The 17773-nt window shown below is 61.5% G+C and carries 20 protein-coding genes and 1 pseudogene; 9 read left to right on the forward strand and 12 right to left on the reverse strand.

Translation table 11 applies throughout. The features are described 5' to 3' along the window. Window positions 1-27: 27 nt before the first annotated feature. Window positions 28-231, reverse strand: a complete 204-nt coding sequence (locus tag HX790_RS00695) for a hypothetical protein (RefSeq protein WP_017134489.1) — start codon at window positions 229-231, stop codon at window positions 28-30. A gap of 201 nt (window positions 232-432) precedes the next feature. Between HX790_RS00695 and HX790_RS00700 the strand changes: the two genes are divergently transcribed. Further along, complete coding sequence (locus tag HX790_RS00700) at window positions 433-687, forward strand: hypothetical protein (protein ID WP_176991106.1); 255 nt, start codon at window positions 433-435, stop codon at window positions 685-687. Between the two features lies 1 nt (window position 688). Here the strand turns inward: HX790_RS00700 and HX790_RS00705 are convergent, their stop codons facing one another. From HX790_RS00705 to HX790_RS00715, 3 genes are all read right to left on the reverse strand, one after another. Next, a complete protein-coding gene (locus HX790_RS00705) occupies window positions 689-1261 on the reverse strand; it encodes a cytochrome b (protein ID WP_017134491.1) in 573 nt (190 codons plus the stop codon). A 133-nt stretch (window positions 1262-1394) separates the two neighbouring features. Further along, complete coding sequence (locus HX790_RS00710; RefSeq protein WP_176991107.1) at window positions 1395-1937, reverse strand: putative natural product biosynthesis protein; 543 nt, start codon at window positions 1935-1937, stop codon at window positions 1395-1397. Between the two features lie 62 nt (window positions 1938-1999). Next, the gene (locus HX790_RS00715; RefSeq protein ID WP_017134493.1) at window positions 2000-2383 is read right to left on the reverse strand and encodes a DUF2946 domain-containing protein; all 384 of its coding nucleotides are present in this window, start codon (window positions 2381-2383) and stop codon (window positions 2000-2002) included. 180 nt (window positions 2384-2563) lie between these two features. Here HX790_RS00715 and HX790_RS00720 point away from each other — a divergent pair, with 180 nt between their 5' ends. From HX790_RS00720 to HX790_RS00735, 4 genes and pseudogenes are all read left to right on the forward strand, one after another. Continuing rightward, complete coding sequence (locus tag HX790_RS00720; protein ID WP_176991108.1) at window positions 2564-3172, forward strand: SCO family protein; 609 nt, start codon at window positions 2564-2566, stop codon at window positions 3170-3172. Further along, window positions 3172-3648, forward strand: coding sequence for a copper chaperone PCu(A)C (locus HX790_RS00725; RefSeq protein ID WP_017134495.1), 477 nt, complete (start codon window positions 3172-3174; stop codon window positions 3646-3648). The genes HX790_RS00720 and HX790_RS00725 overlap by 1 nt, the downstream gene beginning before the upstream one ends. 308 nt (window positions 3649-3956) lie before the next feature. After that, window positions 3957-5559 (forward strand): annotated as a pseudogene (locus HX790_RS00730) (argininosuccinate lyase). Window positions 5560-5650: 91 nt separating this feature from the next. Further along, entirely contained in the window at window positions 5651-6565 is a 915-nt protein-coding gene (locus HX790_RS00735; RefSeq protein ID WP_176991109.1) for a LysR substrate-binding domain-containing protein, read from the forward strand. Here HX790_RS00735 and HX790_RS00740 read toward each other — a convergent pair. Next, complete coding sequence (locus HX790_RS00740) at window positions 6519-7454, reverse strand: LysR family transcriptional regulator (protein WP_099548708.1); 936 nt, start codon at window positions 7452-7454, stop codon at window positions 6519-6521. The genes HX790_RS00735 and HX790_RS00740 overlap by 47 nt on opposite strands. An 86-nt stretch (window positions 7455-7540) precedes the next feature. Here HX790_RS00740 and HX790_RS00745 point away from each other — a divergent pair, with 86 nt between their 5' ends. Then, window positions 7541-8572 carry an NADP-dependent oxidoreductase gene (locus tag HX790_RS00745; RefSeq protein ID WP_176991110.1) on the forward strand — a complete coding sequence of 344 codons (1032 nt, stop codon included), beginning with the start codon at window positions 7541-7543 and terminating at the stop codon, window positions 8570-8572. On the opposite strand, the gene HX790_RS00750 is transcribed toward HX790_RS00745, so the two are convergent. Then, window positions 8559-8888: a DHCW motif cupin fold protein gene (locus HX790_RS00750; RefSeq protein WP_138450243.1), complete on the reverse strand. Its 330-nt coding sequence runs from the start codon at window positions 8886-8888 to the stop codon at window positions 8559-8561. The two genes, HX790_RS00745 and HX790_RS00750, sit on opposite strands and share 14 nt — an antisense overlap. 140 nt (window positions 8889-9028) lie before the next feature. On the opposite strand from HX790_RS00750, the gene HX790_RS00755 reads away from it, so the two are divergent. Beyond that, the gene (locus tag HX790_RS00755) at window positions 9029-9511 is read left to right on the forward strand and encodes an HIT family protein (RefSeq protein WP_169988734.1); all 483 of its coding nucleotides are present in this window, start codon (window positions 9029-9031) and stop codon (window positions 9509-9511) included. A 396-nt stretch (window positions 9512-9907) separates the two neighbouring features. Here HX790_RS00755 and HX790_RS00760 read toward each other — a convergent pair whose 3' ends face one another. Continuing rightward, window positions 9908-10372: a GNAT family N-acetyltransferase gene (locus HX790_RS00760; protein ID WP_017134556.1), complete on the reverse strand. Its 465-nt coding sequence runs from the start codon at window positions 10370-10372 to the stop codon at window positions 9908-9910. Window positions 10373-10548: 176 nt separating this feature from the next. On the opposite strand from HX790_RS00760, the gene HX790_RS00765 reads away from it, so the two are divergent. Continuing rightward, window positions 10549-10884: a hypothetical protein gene (locus tag HX790_RS00765; RefSeq protein ID WP_017134555.1), complete on the forward strand. Its 336-nt coding sequence runs from the start codon at window positions 10549-10551 to the stop codon at window positions 10882-10884. Here the strand turns inward: HX790_RS00765 and HX790_RS00770 are convergent. Continuing rightward, window positions 10874-12487, reverse strand: coding sequence for a hybrid sensor histidine kinase/response regulator (locus HX790_RS00770; protein ID WP_176991111.1), 1614 nt, complete (start codon window positions 12485-12487; stop codon window positions 10874-10876). The genes HX790_RS00765 and HX790_RS00770 overlap by 11 nt on opposite strands. 114 nt (window positions 12488-12601) lie before the next feature. Here HX790_RS00770 and HX790_RS00775 point away from each other — a divergent pair, with 114 nt between their 5' ends. Beyond that, a complete protein-coding gene (locus HX790_RS00775; protein WP_176991112.1) occupies window positions 12602-13204 on the forward strand; it encodes a response regulator transcription factor in 603 nt (200 codons plus the stop codon). Here the strand turns inward: HX790_RS00775 and HX790_RS00780 are convergent. The 4 genes from HX790_RS00780 to HX790_RS00795 form a co-directional block, all read right to left on the reverse strand. After that, window positions 13182-13301: a GNAT family N-acetyltransferase gene (locus tag HX790_RS00780; RefSeq protein WP_368665710.1), complete on the reverse strand. Its 120-nt coding sequence runs from the start codon at window positions 13299-13301 to the stop codon at window positions 13182-13184. The two genes, HX790_RS00775 and HX790_RS00780, sit on opposite strands and share 23 nt — an antisense overlap. A 19-nt stretch (window positions 13302-13320) precedes the next feature. Continuing rightward, window positions 13321-14811, reverse strand: coding sequence for an aldehyde dehydrogenase (locus HX790_RS00785; RefSeq protein ID WP_176991113.1), 1491 nt, complete (start codon window positions 14809-14811; stop codon window positions 13321-13323). A 39-nt stretch (window positions 14812-14850) separates the two neighbouring features. Continuing rightward, window positions 14851-16230 carry an APC family permease gene (locus tag HX790_RS00790; RefSeq protein WP_176991114.1) on the reverse strand — a complete coding sequence of 460 codons (1380 nt, stop codon included), beginning with the start codon at window positions 16228-16230 and terminating at the stop codon, window positions 14851-14853. Window positions 16231-16351: 121 nt separating this feature from the next. After that, a complete protein-coding gene (locus tag HX790_RS00795; protein WP_176991115.1) occupies window positions 16352-17734 on the reverse strand; it encodes an aspartate aminotransferase family protein in 1383 nt (460 codons plus the stop codon). Window positions 17735-17773: the final 39 nt, after the last annotated feature.

Genomic DNA, 17773 nt, shown 5'->3' on the forward strand with positions numbered 1-17773 from the left:
TATGGTGCTGGTTATTTACGGTGCTATTTATTTACGGTGCTGGGCCATCTCACGTTTTGGCCCGAACATGGCCCAGGCAATCAGCCCGAACAACGGCACAAAAATCAGAATGATCAACCACAACCCCTTGGTCTCCCAGCCGCCGGTGCTGCGCAACACGATGTTGATCGCCCACAATTCCAACGCCAGCAAAATCACCGCCAGCACGATCCAGATATAGTCTATTTGCATGCATCACCTCCTGAGGTCGTATGCATTAGGTCAAGGGATCGGCGTGAGGGTTCATTAAAAATGTCGGTTCATGGCCTTTCGTCGTGGCGGCGAAAAAAATCAAAACTTTGCCGGATCCCCTGCACTCCCAATTAATGCCTCCCTTCGGATTCAGAGCAAGGGCAGCTTTTGACAGGTGAAGCATGGAAAAGGATTCTCGTCATGAAGACCGGTATTTCCTGCAAGATCGTGTTAGTGATTTGCCTGACCGGGTGCTTGGCAACCCCCGCCTACGCAGCCTTCGGTGATGCCGTACCCGGTTCGGCCCTGCCTCCGGGCACATACCCCAGCAGCCCGTCGGACAGCAACAAAAAAGCTGAAACGCCGCAGAAGGAAAAGACCTCCTCCAGCGGCACGTCAACTCAGCAGCAAGGCGGGAAGAAAACCCAGAAAAAAGCCCCCAAAAAAGGCCGTTGACCTAGCGCCATAACCGGCGGGCGCCTCCCGTCATGCGTCGCAACACCTGCGGATTGCCGCGCAGAGAATGCACGATCACCATGCCGATATGACCGACGATCAACACCAGCATTGTCCAGCCCAGCAAGCTATGAAAATTGCGCCCCAGGTCAATCATCCACTGGATTTTATCGCCCTCGAAACCCGCCATTATCGGCAGGCCAAACGCCGAAAACTCACGACCGGAGCCGTACTGGCGTACCAGCCCGATAACAGGGATAAGGAACATCAGCGCATACAGCACAGCATGCCCGACAGCAGCCGCACGGTTGAAACTCGGCGGGCGGTTGTGCCGGTTCAGCAGGTTCCAGCCGGCTCGCAGTATCAGCAGCACCAGCAAAAGCAGGCCCGCCGACTTGTGATACGGCCATAGCCACTTGTCCAGCGCAGAATCGGAGGACAGGAAGTGGACAACCGCCGAGCAATAACTCCAGGCAAACACAATTGCCATCAACCAATGCAAGGCCCGACTGACCGGGTCGTAGCGGTCGCTCGCGCAGAAGGAATGGGGCATCTCATCAGAAGTTTTCGTCATCTCAGCCTCTTAATAGTCTGTGCATTACAAAGACCGTGAAGATGGCATTCCCGGCAAAAAAATAGAATTGTTGAGGATGCCCGCACGAAACATCAGGCCGTTTCCTACGAGATTTTGGGACGCTCTTAGGGTCTTACGGCACCGGCAACCAGCCGCTGAAACCGTTTTTAGCCAGCGGGCACCAGGCAAAGTCGCCTGCCGGGTCCGGCAGTATCTGATGCTCAACGCCCGCCAAGGCGCTGCCCTTCCAGTCGAACACCCTTGCGTCTCGCCAGGCCAGGACCACGCCCTGGGCCTGGCTTTCATCGGCATTGATCCAGCGTGCTGCCGCGGCCGCCATAAAGGCTTCGATCGGCTCCTCATCGATGCGCGTCCGATACGAGGACGCCAACAGCCAGCGGCACACATTCAGGTGATAGGTCCAATCCTGGGCGACCTGGTTGCGATAGGCCCAGGTCATAAAGCTGCGGAACAAGTTCAAGCCCTCCGGCGGGTCGAGCTTGAGCAGCGCCGGGCAGATATCGAACAAGGTGTGCCAATACGGCAACAGGCGTGCATCCAGGTGCACGAAGCAGCGCGAATTGCTTGGGTATTCGGGGCGCAAGGGTTCGGCGCGCAAACGCCGGGATGCCCTGCTGACCAGGCGGCTGGCGCCTGCTGGCAAAGGTGGGTTCATGAAACGCACTCACAGTCGTGACGATAGAACGCCTCCTGATCACAGGAAGCCCAAGGCACACGTCAGAAAGTGGGGGAAGCGCGAGGGTTGGCCGACGGCCAGCAATAGCGTGGCGGTGCCTTGTTGCGCCGTTCATGGGCCGGGCGCGGGGTTTGCCCAAGGCCGAGCAGCCAGGCCAGGCCGATCATGAACACGATGGCCACGGTCACGGCCGCGCACACCGGGCAGGCAAAGTAGTTCGAGATGTTGCTGGAGGCCGTGTTTCCTGACCCTTTGTCGGAAAGCGGCGCCTGGCTGCCGTCCACCGAACAGAACGCCCCGCCGATACCATTGAGCTGCAGGCCCATCATCTGCCCATGCCCCAAACCGCAGACGAACAGGTTCATCAGCACGCAGAAGTACAGGGCCCAGGCGATCAGTGAACGGTCGGGGTGGCTCAATTTCATGGCGGCGACTCTACCACCGAAGCCGCAAAAGGATGAAGCGCCACGCGCCCCTGTGGCAGAACGTCGCAGATTACGTGGGCTGGCCGGGGTTGGTAGACTGTGCGCCCGCATCATTACTCCTTTTCAAAGCCTGAACTGTAGATCCAGAGCAATGCAGGCGTTTCACAGGATGCACAGTTGATGAGTACGTTATTCACCCGCCGCAAAGTGCTGACCGGTATGGGCCTGCTGGGCCTGGGCAGCCTGCTGGGCGGCTGTGACTACAGCCCCAAGCTGAACTTCAAGTACGGCAAGGACCTCAGTGACAAGATCATGGGCCGCACCTTCAAGCTCAAGAACACCGACGGCGAAACCGTCACCCTGAGTTCGTACCGTGGCCTGATGCCGGTGGTGTTCTTCGGCTTCACCCAATGCCCGGCCGTGTGCCCCACCACCCTGGCCCGTGCCGCCCAGGCCAAGAAGCTGATGGGCCGCGATGGCAAAATCATGCAGGTGGTGTTTATCACCCTCGACCCCGAGCGTGACACACCCGAATTGCTCGACCGCTACGTCAAGGCCTTCGACCCCAGCTTCGAAGCGCTGTATGGCACCCCGGAAGAAATCGCCGTGGCCGCCAAGGAGTTCGGAATCTTTTATGAAAAGATCCCGGCCGGAGACACCTACACCCTGTCCCACACCTCCACCAGTTTCGTGTTCGACACCCGCAGCAATCTGCGCCTGGGCCTGTCGGCATCCCTTACCGCTAAAGAGTGCGCAGAAGACCTGCTCACCGTCATGGAGGTCTGCTAATGACTGCCGTTCAAACCCTCAAGCGCCTGACATTCGGCCTCACCTTGCTGGGCCTCGCGGCGCACGCCAGCGCCCAGGTTCAGGTCAGCGATGCATGGGTACGCGCGACCGTGGCGGGCCAGACCTCCAGCGGCGCGTTCATGACCGTCACCGCCGACAGCGACAGCAAATTGCTCAGCGTGAAGTCGCCTGTGGCCAAGGACGTGCAGATTCATGAGATGAGCATGAAGGACGACGTGATGCGCATGGGCCCGGTGGATTCGGTGGCCCTGCCTGCCGGCAAAGCGGTCAAGCTCGACCCGGAGGGCTACCACGTGATGCTCATGGGCCTCACCGGCCAGATCAAGCAAGGCGACCAGGTGCCGTTGACCTTGACCGTGGAAAACGCCAAGGGTGAGAAGCAGACCGTTGAAGTAACAGCCCCTGCCCGCGCGCTGACCGATATGGGTGACATGGACCACAGCAAGATGCACTGAGAACCGCTGATGAATGTGGGAGCTGGCTTGCCTGCGATGCAAACACCTCGGTGTGTGAGGTAGACCGCGTTGATGCCATCGCAGGCAAGCCAGCTCCCACAGAAAAGCAGTTCGCGGCGCACACAAATGTGCTTTTGATCTTAATCTGGCAAGCGCTATCAGCCATATCCAAAACCTCTGCCATCAACACTTTCTATATATTTTCAATCTACCCGCACACCCGCTAGCCTGATTGCGCCGCAACGACGGCCCATAATTCCAACAATAAATCAGGTGTCCCCGTGAACAACACATCCCCCCAACGTGCTGTGAAAAGCCTGCTTTCCCTTGCCGTGGCCTTTGCCCTGTTCAACAGCCTCAGCGCCTATGCCGCCAACACTGGCGAGCTGCCCTGCACCACCACCGAACAATGCGCGGCCCAGGCGGCCAAGGTCGGCGCCACGCCCGACAGTTCCCAAACCGGAACACAAGGCCAAGGGCGACCCCACCCAAACCCAATTCGCCTGGCTCAACCGCATCAACAAAGCCTCGATCGTGATGCTCACCGAAGAAGGCATCGTCAAGCCCGAGATGGGCCAGAAGATCGCCGGCGGTGTGCGCTACGCCATCGCCCAGGCCGAGCAGCCCGGCGGCACGCGCCCCAGTGATGTGCTGCAACTGGAAAAAATCATGACCGACAAGATCGGTCCCGAAGCCTCCTTGATCCACTCCGGCCGCAGCCGCCAGGACATGCTTGCCACCTACCGCCTGGCCGCCCTGCGCAGCCAGGTGCTGGCCTACAGCGAAGCGCTCAACGCCACACGCCAACGCCTGCTGAACATCGCCGACAAAAACGTCGACACCCTGGTGCCCGCCTACACCAACGGCGTGCAGGCCATGCCCATCAGCTATGCGCATTACCTGCTGGCCTTTGAAGCCGCGTTCGACCGCGATGGCCAGCGTATCCGCGAGCTGTACACACGCCTCAACCAGAGCCCGATGGGCACCGCCGTGCTGGCGAACTCGGCGTATCCGCTGAACCGTGAGCGCCTGGCCGAGCTGCTGGGCTTTGATGGCGTGCGCGAGAACTCGCTGGATTCAAGCCAGGTCTCGACCTATGACATTCCCATCGAAGCGGCCAATATGGCGTCATCGTCCGCCATCCGTGTGGGCGCGATGATTGGCGATATCCACACCCAGTATCATCAGATTCGCCCCTGGCTGTTGCTCGATGAGGAAGCCACCTACACCAGCAGCGCCATGCCGCAAAAACGCAACCCGGGCTTGCTGATGCGCGCGCGTGAGAGTGCCTCTGACGTGGTGGGTCTGGCCCAGGCCGTCACCTTGCGCGCGCATAACGTCAACACCGGCATGACCGACTACAAGTTCGCCTTCGACTCGCTGGGCGTGTTCCGCTCGACCCAGGAGATGTTCCACAGCCTCGACGCGGTGCTCGACGCGCTGCAGATCAACCCGCAGCGCGCGCTCGAAGAACTGGAGTCGGAATGGACCACCTCGATGGAACTGGCCGACACGCTGGAGCGCCAGTACAAAGTGCCGTTTCGCATCGGCCACAGCTTTGCCTCGCTGATCGTCACCGAAGCGCGCAGCAACGGCACCACGCCGAAGACCTTCGCCTATGCCGACGCGCAGAAGCTGTATAGCCAGGCGGCGGACAAGTACAAATGGACGCCCAATACCCTGCCGCTCGATGAAGCAGGTTTTAGAGCGGCGCTGTCGCCCACCAACATGGTCCAGACCCGCAAAGGCACCGGCGGCCCGCAGCCACAGGAGGTCAAGCGCATGCTGGTGGAGGCGCGCAAGACGCTGCAGGCTGATCAGCAGTGGCTCAAGGAGCGGCATGAAAAGCTCAAAGGCGCCGAAACCCATCTCGACCAGGCCTTCGACAAGCTGGCCGACAGCAAACGCTGAACGGATTGTGGTGGTCACAGGCTTTGGGCATATTGACGGCCGGGCCGCTTGCGGCCGCCCACCACTGCCTCTTGTCACGGGATAGGCCACCATGGAACTTCGCCATTTACGCTATTTCATCATGGTGGCCGAAGAACGACATTTCACCCGTGCCGCCGCACGCCTGAACATGCAACAACCGCCCCTGAGCCAGCAGATTCGTGCCCTGGAGCAGGAGCTGGGGTTCGATCTGTTCAAGCGCCACCCCAAGGGCGTGGACCTGACGGCCGGTGGCCTGGTGTTTCTTGAAGAAGCCCAAGCCATTTTGGCGCGTGTTGAGCATGGCGCACTCAAGGCCTCCCGCGTGGCCCAGGGCATCGAGGGCACCCTGGCCATCGGCTTCACCAGTTCGGCCGCCGCCCACGCGCTGATCCCGCGCATCATCCGCGCCTACCGCGAGCGCTACCCGGCGGTAGAGCTTTCGATCAATGAAGGCAGCGCCCGGGAATTGACCGAAGACGCCATCGAAAAACGCATCGACGTCGGCATCCTGCGCGCCCCGGTCAGTACCCATCAAAGCCTGAGCTTCCACCGCCTGCTCAACGAAGAAATGCTGCTGGTCCTGCCCACCGGCCACCCGTTGCTGGACGCCGCCGGCAGCGCCATCCCCATTGGCGCACTCAAGGACGAACGCTTTATTCTGGTACGCCGCCCTGGCGCGCCGGGCATGTACGCCAACTTGATCACCGCCTGCCAGAACGCCGGTTTCGAACCCAGGATTGCCTTTGAAGTGGAACGCATGCTGACCAACGTCAGCCTGGTGGCGGCCGGTGAAGGCATCTCCGTGGTGCCGGCGTCGATGCGCGATGTGCACCGTGACAGCGTGGTGTATTGCCGAATAAAAGACGCCAGGCCCAAGCTGCTGGCGCCGATTACTTTGGTGCGGCGCACGTTTAATCCGTCGGCGCCGTTGCAGAATTTTATTGGGCTGGCGCGGGAGTTGGGGGAGGTGTATCGCAAAGGCTGAGACCCTTCACCCTCGGTTGCGTCATCAAATGAAACCCCTCGCTGAGCAATTCGACCGTGGCACGGATGCTTTCGGTCTGGCGCGGCACCGCGAACAACCCATAGTTGACGCTCAATGCGGCATTGCCAGCGGGCGCCAGCGCAATCACGCGCATGGTGTGCGGGTTGATATTGTCGGCAGGCAACAGGGCAACGCCCAAACCGTTTTCGACAGCCGCGCTGATCACACCGACGTTCGGGCTGGTGACGGTCACGCGAAAGTCGCGACCGGCCGCCAGTAATGCGTCGAACATCAAGCGTCGCCACGCGCAAGGCTCGGCGTACACGATCACGTCCAGAGGCAGCGCCGGATCGACTTCATCGTCAATCGCGCACACCCAATAAAGCGGCACATTCCAGGTGCGCACCGGGTCGGCGGCGAATACCGAGCTGACGCCGATGGCCACATCCAACAGGCCGTCGTGCCAGCGCTGCGCTAACGCATCGCCGTGGTCCACGGTGATTTCCATGTGCATATGCGGGCAGGTGCGGCGCAAACGGCCCAGCGCCGCCGGCAAGGTAGTGACCGCCACGTCTTCGGACAAGCCCACGCGCACAGTGCCCATCACCGTACGCTCCTTCAGGCGTGTGGCGACCGTTTCACCCAGGGCCAGGATGCGTGTGGCGTAGCTGAGCAACAACTCACCCTCGGTGGTGGGCACCACGCCACGCCCAGTTCGGCGCAGCAGGCGTTGCCCAAGCAGCTCCTCCAGACGGCGAATCTGCGCACTCAGGGCCGATTGCGCCCTGCCCGCCTGCTGGGCGGCGCCACTGAGGCTGCCGTGGTGGCACACCGCAACGAAAGTGCGCAGCAAATACGGTTCGAAGGCATCGGATATCATGTTTGGCATAACTCTGAATCAACTGTTATGAGCCTACCTTGATAGCTTGCCCATGGCTACGCTGCTCAGCCTGTTCAATCAGTGAGTAATACGCCATGAACCACACCGAAAACACACGCATCGTTTTGGCCGCACGCCCCGACGGGCGCCCGACAACCAGCGACTTCCGCCTGGAACACTCACCGGTCCCCGAACCCGCCGACGGCGAAGTGTTGCTGGAAAACCTCTACCTGTCCCTCGACCCCTATATGCGCTGGCGCATGAGCGCGGCCAAATCCTATGCCGAGCCGGTGGGCATTGGCGAAGTGATGGTGGGTGGCACCGTCGCGCGCATCAAACAGTCGCGTCACAGCGATTGGCACGAAGGCGATACAGTGCTGGCCTACGCCGGTTGGCAGCGTTTTGCCTTATCCAACGGCCAGGATTTGCGCCGCCTCGACCCCAGCATCGCCCATCCCACCACTGCGCTCGGTGTACTCGGCATGCCGGGGTTTACCGCCTACGCCGGGCTGCTGAATATCGGTAAGCCAAAACCGGGCGATACCGTCGTGGTGGCAGCGGCCAGTGGCGCAGTCGGCTCGGTGGTCGGCCAGATCGCTCGGTTGCAGGGTGCCCGCGCCGTGGGGATCGCCGGCGGCGCCGACAAGTGTGCTTTCGTGAAGGATGAACTGGGCTTTGACGCAGTCATCGACCACCGCGCCCCGGACTTTGCCGAGCAACTGGCCAAGGTCTGCCCGGACGGCATTGATGTGTACTTCGAAAACGTCGCCGGGCCGGTGTGGGACGCGGTACGCCCACTGCTCAATAACTTCGCGCGGATTCCGGTGTGCGGGCTGATCGCCCACTACAACGACGGCGCTATCCAGCACGCACAGGCCGACCGGCTGCCGGCGACGATGCATGACATCCTCGCCAAGAGCCTGACGGTGCGCGGGTTTATCCAGACCGAATTTGTCGACCAACAACAAGACAGGTTCTTGCAGGAAGCTGCGCAGTGGATCGCCGAGGGCAAACTGAAATTTCGCGAAGACATCATCGACGGTCTGGCCCAGGCACCTGAAGCGTTTATCGGGCTGCTGGAGGGGCGTAATTTCGGCAAGTTGATCGTGCGCCTCAATCCACAATAAACAGCTTCGCACCACTGTGGGTGGATGAGCGATGGCCTTCCATGTCATTGCCCACCTGGTAACTCATCCCGGCCGTCAGCGTGAACTGGCGGCCGTCTTCCAATTCCGTGTGCAATTCCCCTTCAAGACACAGCAATACATGCCCGCGCCAGCACCAGTGATCGGCCAGATAGCCAGGGGTGTACTCGACCATGCGCACGCGGGTGGTGCCGAAGTGGCAGGTACGCCACAGGGCATTGCCGGTAACGCCCGGGTGAAGTTCCGGCTCGACGGTGGACCAGTCGGTGGTGCCAAACGGGACAGCGGTCAGTTCCATGGTGGGCTCGGTCGTCAGTTAACGTGGCACGACACTATCCGCCTGACACCCGCAGCGACAGACACAGATCGCCAGCTTTTGTGAGATACAGGCGCCCACGCTTGTTATCCTGCCCATCCTGCCCTCATGGACGCGTGCTTATGCAGATCGACCCCGCTTTCATCCTTCATGAAACCGAGCACTGGCGGCTCAACCATCATCTGGCGTCAAAGCTGCCGGGCTACCTGATGCTGGGCGCCAAAGCGCCGATCGACTCCCTGGCTGCTATACCCGAGGCCGCGTTGGCTGAACTGGGTGGCCTGCTCGCTAAAACCCAACGGGTGATGGAGGCACAGCTGCAACCGAAATGGCTGTATATCAGCCGCTACGGACACATGCCGGGCTTGCCGCTGCACTTTCACTTCATCCCGGTGTATGACTGGGTGGAGCAGGCGTTTTGGCGGGATGAGCGCTATCGGGTGCTGCAAGGTTTTGGCTCAAAGGAACAAGGGCTGACCGATGGGGCTGAGCTGACGCTGTTCGTATGGCGCGAATTTGGCGAGAGCCTTACACCGCCACCCGTCCAAGGTCCCACCGTGGAACAGGTTATTCAAACACTGTGCACAGCCTTCGGCGCCGAATGAAATCAACGATGGGAGCTGTCGAGCCCCGGCGAGGCTGCGAAGGCGGCGGCACTGGCGAAATATTAACTGCCTGACCCACCGCTTTCGCAGCCTCGCTAAAGCTTGACAGCTCCCACAGGGGATCGGCTGTGTTGGTTAGATTTCAGTTCGCAGGACCATCGCGCCATACACAAATCCCCCCAGCAACAAAGATCCAATGTGGGAGCTGTCGAGCCCCGGCGAGGCTGCGAAGGCGGCGGCAATGGCGATACATAAGTAGCCTGACCCACCGCTTTCGCAGCCTCGCTAAAGCTCGACAGCTCCCACAGGGGATCAGCTGTGTTGGTTAGATCTCAGTTCGCAGGGCCATCGCGACATACACAAATCCCCCAGCGACAAGCTCAACTGTGGCAAGAGTCAAAGCCGTTTTACCATTGGGATACACGCCAACGCCAACCCCGAAGGCGAGTGATACACCGCCTGCTCCTCACCCACATACCCGCAGGCCCGGTAGAAACTCGCCGCATTCAACGTCGCGTCCAGCACGACCTCTTCAATCGCCAGTTCCCGCGCGAGCTTTTCCAGGTGATCCAGCATGGTCTTGCCGTAACCTCGGCCAGTAAACGCCGGCAGCACAAACAGGGCGCCCACTTCGTTGTTGTCCAGATCGAGCATGCCGGTGGCGACCGGTACGTCATTGACCCAGCCCAGGTAAAACGGCTTGTCCATCAGTGTGTCGTAACCGTCTTCGGCGCTGCCGCGTGTCCACAGCGCCATTTGCTCAGCGGTGTAGGCGCCGATGCATTGGCTGCGGATGGCCAACAGACGAATGTCGAACGCCGCCTGGGCGTCCGCTTGGGTGGCGCGTTTGATCGCTAGCATTGCTCTCTCCATCCATGACCTCACCGTGCCATTAGCACACTTGTGCTAATCGACCCCTTTACCCGGCGGCGCTATATTCCTCGGCACTTCCAACGCTCCCCCCGGCACCGCACACCTGTTGCGCGAGGGTGCATTGCGCGTTGGAGAAACCATAATAATCCCAAGGAAGAAGCATCATGAACCTGCACGCTCCCGTTACCCGTCTCACCCTGCTCGGCGCCCTGATCATCGGTGTCGCCGGTTGCAGCAACGTCAAGCCCAGCGAAGACCATCTCAAGACACTGTCGGAAACCAACCTCGGTGAACCGGTCAAGCGTATCTCCAATGTACGCAGCGACTCCATGACCACCTACTACATCGCCAGCGCCGCCTCCGGCGATTACAACTGCTCAGTACCCAGCGGTGCCAGCGGTGGCATGTTTGCCGTGGCCAGCTTTGGCCTGATGAAGCCTGCCGCCTACTGCCAGCCCAAGGGCGCTCGGGGCAATGGCCTGACGCCGTTTAACCAGTAACGCCCGATTGGCTGAGGTCACGCAGCGTGCCGCGCAGTTCTGCAGGCCGCACCGGTTTGGACAGAATCGCGATCTGGCGGTCATGCAAGGCCGCCTGGATTTTCTCCACGTCGTGGCCGGTGAGGATCAGCGCCGGCACCGCCCAGCCGCGTTGCTCGCGCAGGGCGTCGATGCATTCGATGCCGGTGGCGTGGTTGCCCAGGTCGTAGTCGGCGACGATGATGTCGCAGTCGCTGGCCAGGCCTTGCCCGCTGGATTCGGCCTGCACCTGGCAGCCCCAGCGCTCCAGCAAGGCCTGGGTGGCCAGCAGCACGTTGTGGTCATCTTCCACCAGGCAGACTTTCAAACCCGTCAGCAGGCCGGCCTGGCGCGCGTCGTCGCGCGCAGCCGGTTGGCGTGACGCCGTCGCCAATGCCAGGCCATGCAGGCTCACAGAGGTGCCATGGCCCACCCGTGATCGCAGGCTCACTTGCACCCCCATCAATTGCCCCAGGCGCTTGACGATGGACAGCCCCAGGCCCACGCCTTCGACGTCCTTGTCGCGCAGTTGGCGGACCCGATAAAACTCTTCGAAGACCTTCACCTGATGCTCCTCGGCAATACCGCGCCCCTGGTCATGCACCTCCACCGACAAGCCGCCGTCGCGCACGCGCACGCCGATCAGCACGGGCCGTTGTGCGCCGTATTTAAAGCAATTGGAGAGCAGGTTTTGCACCATCGTCGCCAGCATCGCGGGGTCGACCTGCACCCAATGCGCACACGGTCGCAGGCGCAGTTGCACCCCGGCCCAATGCGCCGCTTCGGCGTGTTGGCGCACCAGGTCGGCGAGGAATTCGCCCAAGTGAATCACCTGGTACTTGGGCAACAGCCTGCCGTTGTCGAGGGTGTAAAGGTCGAGAATCGAACGGAACAGCTGCGACACGTTGAGCAACGAGCGGTCGATATTGTCCACCAAGCGCTGCTCAGCCTCGCCCAACTGCGCTTCACGCAAACAGGCGGTGAACAGGCCGATGGAGTGAATAGGCTGGCGCAGATCGTGGCTGGCCTGAGCCAGGAAGCGCGATTTTTCCAGGTTGGCGGCGATGGCTTCTTCGGAAGCCTTGCGCGTGCGCTCAAGCAAGATATGCGCGTACACCGGGATCACCGTGCTGGTGATCATCAGCATCAGCACCATGAACGGCTGCGCCTGCCACAGTGGCGTCAGCCGATACACGATCAGCAGCGCGAGCAAGGCCAGGCCGGTGGCAATCGCCAGGTAGCGCGAGCCGTAGCGCATGCCGTTGCCCAGGTTGACCCACACCATCACCGCATACAGTGGCAGTGCCGGTTCGCCGCCCACCACCAGCCCGAACGAGGTGCCGGTGTAGTCATGGATCATGCCGAATATCCGCCGCGCCGGGTAATGCCCTGGCCAGCGCGCAATCACCTGGCGCAACGCGATGGAGACCAGCAGGAACGCGACGATATACAGGATCACCGGCAAGTAGGTGTCGACCGACTGGCCCGGCAAAAAGCCCAGCGCGCCGATGTAGACAATGGCGATGGCGGCCACCACGATGCGCAGGTTGGCCTGGTCGAGTTCGGAATTGGTCTCATGACTCATGGGGGACGTCCTTGTGCGGCATTCGGTCTATCCTTTGCGCGCCAGAGGCGTCCCTGTGGCGCGGTGCTAAAGTAGCATGCCAATGCACACCCATGCCCCAGGAAGGAGCACGCCATGACCGGCCGAATCATCATAGCCGACGACCACCCGATGTTTCGCGAAGGCATGCTGCGCACCGTGCAGCGCCTGTTGCCCGAGGCCGTGGTGCAAGAGGCCGGCGACCTCGATGCGGTGCAGGCGCTGATCCACGCGTGTGGCGACATCGACATGCTGATCCTCGACCTGCGCTTCCCGGGCCTTACCTGCATGAGCCAACTGGCCGACCTGCGCCAGCAACTGCGGAGCACCACCTTGATCGTGGTGTCGATGGTCGATGACCCGGCGCTGATCGATCAGGTCATGGCCCTGGGCGCCGATGGCTTTATCGGCAAGAACATCAGCCCCGATGAAATCGGCCAGGCCCTGTTGGCGATCCGCGAAGGCGAAGTGCTGGTCAAGTTTTCTCCCTCCGGCCTGCTGCCGCTGGGCACCCACACCCTCACCGCGCGCCAGCAGGAAGTGCTGCGCCTGATCGCCCAAGGCAAGACCAACAAGGAAATCGCCAAGGCCCTGGCGATCTCGCCGTTCACCGTGCGCATCCATGTGTCGTCGCTGCTGCGCAGTTTGAAAGTGCCCTCGCGCGCCGCGGCGGCGGTCAAGTATTCCGGGGAGTTCTAGGCGTTTTCATGGCCTGGGCGATGCCCTGGCGGCGGTAGTCCGGCATTACCAGCAGATGGTGCAGGTAACCGTGCCGGCCATGCACCCATGAATACACGACCGGCTGACCGCTTCGGCTATCGCAGCGCAAACCAGGTGGTTTTCAGCTGCGTGTACTTGTCGAATGAGTGCAGCGACAGGTCACGCCCGAACCCGGACTGCTTGCCACCGCCGAACGGCACCGCGACATCCAGGGCGTCGACGGTGTTGACCGACACCGTGCCGACATTCAACGCTCGCGCCACCCGATGCGCGCGATTGAGGCCATCACTCCAGACCGAGGCCGCCAGCCCGTAGAGGCTGTCATTGGCTTGCTGTATCGCTTGCTCCTCAGTGTCAAAGGCGCTGATCGCCAACACCGGGCCAAACACTTCATCGCGCGCGAGCTGCATGTCGCCGGTCACCTCAGCAAAAATCGTCGGCTGGATGAAGTTGGAGGAGCCATTAATGCTCACTTGCTCGCCACCCGCCAGCAGCTTGGCGCCCTCGCCCTGGGCCTGATTGATCGCCCTCATGATGCGGGCGGTTTGCTCACTGTCGACAATGGCACCGGCAGCGCTGCCAGGGTCCAGCGGATCACCCGGCATCCACGCACGCGCCTTGGCAATCACACGCTCGACAAATTCATCATGGATGGAGCGTTGCACATACAGCCGCGAGTTGGCCGAGCACACTTCGCCCTGGTTGAAAAAAATCCCGAAGGCCGCTTTCTCGGCCGCCAGGTCCAGGTCCTGGCAGTCGTCAAACACCAGGTTCGCGCTCTTGCCGCCACACTCCAGCCACACCTGCTTCAAGTTGGACTGCGCCGAGTACTGCATAAAATACTTGCCGACCTGAGTAGAGCCGGTGAACACCAGGCAATCCACGTCAGGGTGCAGCCCCAGCGCCTTGCCGGCACTTTCGCCGAGGCCCGGCACCACATTCAAAACCCCTTCCGGGATACCCGCTTCCAGGGCCAGTTGGGCCAGGCGCAGGGCCGAAAAGGGTGACTGCTCGGCGGGTTTGAGCACCACGCTGTTACCGGCTGCCAACGCCGGTGCGAGCTTCCAGGCCGCCATGTCGAGTGGGAAATTCCACGGCACCACCGCCGCAACGACGCCCAATGCTTCACGGGTGATGGTCGCCAGTGCGTTGTGCGCGGTGGGCGCGACTTGATCGTAGAGCTTGTCCAGCGCCTCGCCGTACCAGGCAAATACATTCGCGGCGCCGGGCACATCAATGTTGTAGGCGTCCATCACCGGCTTGCCCATGTTCAGCGAATCCAGGAGGGCCAGTTCTTCGCGATGGGTCATCAGCAACTCGGAGAGCCTGATCAGGATTTTCTTGCGCTCAACCGGCGGCATACGCCGCCAAGGGCCGCTTTCGAAAGCCTGGCGGGCGCTGCGCACGGCCAGGTCTACTTCTGCGTCACCACAGGCGGCCACACGCGCCAGCAGCTGGTGGGTGGCGGGGTTGATTGCATCAAAAGTCGCCCCGCTGGCTGCGCTCACGGGTCGACCACCGATCAAGGCGGTGTCGATAAAGGTCTGGCGGGCAACGCGTTGTTGCCAGTAATGAAGGTCGAACACGGTGTACTCCCAATGAAGGTCGATGGACAGGCGAAGGTTTTATTCCGCGATCTGCAGTTCAGGCATCTTCACGCGCAAGCCGCGCGTGATCCCCAGCAAACAAATAAGGCCAACCCCCATCCAGCACAGGCCGATGGTGAAGGACAAGCTCGACAGGCTGGTCCACAGCCAGACCGTGCTGAGGAACCCCAGCGCCGGCAGCGCGGCGTACAGCAGGTAGTTACGGGTGCCGCGTAATTGCTGGTCGACCACGTAATGCTTGATCACCGCCAGGTTCACCGCCGAGAAGGCGAACAGCGCGCCGAAGCTGATCATGTTGGCCACCGTGTCCAGGGTGATAAACAGCGCAATCAGCGAGAACAGGCTGACCAGCACAATCGCCGTAGCCGGCACGCGCTTTTTCGTCACCAGCTTGCCGAGCACGCGGGGCAGCGCGCCGTCGCGGCCCATGGCAAACAACACCCGCGACACACTGGCCTGGGAGACCATCGCCGAGGCGAAACAGCCGGCCACATAAGTGGCGGTGAACGCCGTCACCAGCACCTCGCCACCGACCCGGCGCATCACATCCACCGAGGCCGAATCCGGGTCGGCGAAGGTGTTCCATTCCGGGAAGACCATTTGCGCGAAATACGACACCAGCAAAAACAGCAAGCCGCCAAATAGCGACACCACCATGATCGCCAACGGGATGGTGCGGCGCGGGTTGGGGGTTTCCTCGGCCATGGTCGACACCGCATCGAAGCCCAGGAACGACAAACACAGCACCGCGGCACCGGCCATGATCAAGGGGGCGCTGAAGCCTTCATGATGGAATGGCGCCAGCAGCGAAACGGGCGCCGGCTGACCGCTGAGGTTGTGCACCGACAGCGCCACGAACACCACGATGAACACCAACTGGGCCACGATCAGGATCCAGTTGACCCGCGTGATGGACTCGATACCGACCAGGTTCAGCGTGGTTACCAGCGCAATCGAGCCGAGCACCCACACAAATGTCGGCACCGCCGGGAAGTACTCGGACATGTAGATGCCGATCAACAAATAACTGAGCAGCGGCAAAAAGATGTAGTCGAGCAGCAAGGTCCAGCCGGCGATAAAACCGAAATACGCACCAAACGCCTTGCGTGTATAGGAATAGACCGAGCCGGAAAACGGATGCGCCTGGACCATGCGACCATAGCTGTAGGCGGTCAGTAGCATGGCCGCCAGAGTCAGCATATAGGCGGTCGGCAAGTGCCCCTTGGTCATCTGCGTGACCAGCCCGTAGGTGGTAAAGACCGCCAGCGGCACCATGTAGGCCAGGCCGAACAGCACCAGCCCGACCAGCCCCAGCGGCTGGCGAAAACGCCGCGTTGAAGCGGCTTTGGTTGAGGTGTGATGGGAGGGAGTTTCGGCCACGCTTGTTATTGTATTCATGGGTGACTCCTGGAAAGAGGGATGCGGGCCATCGCGGCAGTCGATAACCTCGCTGCCGTTCAAGCCGTGTCTGATGGAGATTGCCCGCCACCCCGCGCCTGAGGGTGGCGGGCAGGTCACTTCAGAGTTTTCCCGCGATCCGTGCGGTGCGGTCTACCGCAATGCGGGTCTTGTCGACCAGCTCATCCAGCTCTGCGCGCGTGGCCACCAGGGCCGGCGCCATGATCATGCGGCCCAGGGTCGAGCGGATGATCACGCCCTCTTCAAAGCCAAAGGTGCGGCACTGCCAGGCCAGGTCGTTTTCGTTGGCAAAGCGTTTGCGCGTGGCCTTGTCTTCGACGAACTGCAACGCCCCGAGCAGGCCTGTGCCCTGGATCTCACCGATCATTGGGTGGTTGCCGAACACGTCGTGCAGCAGTTGCTGCAAGTACGGCCCGGTGTCGTCTTTCACCTGACGCACGATGCCTTCATCGCGCAGCGCCTTGAGGTTGGCCAGCGCCACCGCCGCCGCCACCGGGTGGCCGGAATAGGTCAGCCCGTGGGCGAACACACCGCCCTGCTCCACCAGCCCCTCGGCGATGCGTTTGCTCAGCACCAGGCCGCCCATCGGCAGGTAGCCCGAGGTCAGGCCCTTGGCGATCGACAAGGTGTCGGGCTCGAAGCCGAAGTGCTGATGGGCGAACCATTCACCGGTACGGCCAAAGCCACCAATCACCTCATCGGCGCACAGCAGCACATCGTATTGGCGGCAAATGCGCTGGATTTCAGGCCAGTAGCTTTCTGGTGGGAAGATCATGCCGCCCGCACCCTGGAACGGCTCGGCGATAAAACCGGCGACATTTTCGGCGCCCAATTCCAGAATCTTTTCTTCCAATTGCAGCGCGCAACGACGACCAAATTCGGCCGGTGTCAGCTCGCCGCCATGGGCAAACCAATACGGCTCGTCGATGTGCGCGACGTCGGGAATCATGCCGCCCATGTCGTGCATGAACTTCATGCCGCCCAACGCAGAGGCCGCAAGCGTTGACCCGTGATAGCCGTTCCAGCGGCCGATCATGATTTTCTTCTGCGGCTGGCCTACCACTTGCCAGTAACGGCGCACGGTACGGATCAACACCTCATTGGCCTCGGAGCCGGAGTTGGTGTAGATCACATGGCTGTAGTGCCCCGGCAACAGGCTGAAGAGCAGCTCCGACAGCTCGATCACCGCCGGGTGGGTGGTGTGAAAGAACATGTTGTAGTACGCCAGCTGGTCCATCTGCGCGGCGGCGGCGGCGGTCAGATCCCGACGGCCATAACCGAGCTGGGTACACCACAGGCCGGACATGCCGTCCAGGTAACGCTTGCCTTCGCTGTCCCACAGGTACAAGCCCTCGCCGCGCACCATCACACGCGGGCCTTCGGCGTTCAGCGCCTTCTGGTCGACAAACCCATGGATATGGTGGGCCGCATCAGACTGCTGGTAATCCTCGGTGCGACGGTTGATTTGGGCGGGTAGGTTCATGGTTTCTCTCTCTTATTGGTCGTGACGCAAGGGCTGGCA

The sequence above is a fragment of the Pseudomonas sp. IPO3747 genome, assembly GCF_013385245.1.
GTDB lineage: Bacteria > Pseudomonadota > Gammaproteobacteria > Pseudomonadales > Pseudomonadaceae > Aquipseudomonas > Aquipseudomonas edaphica.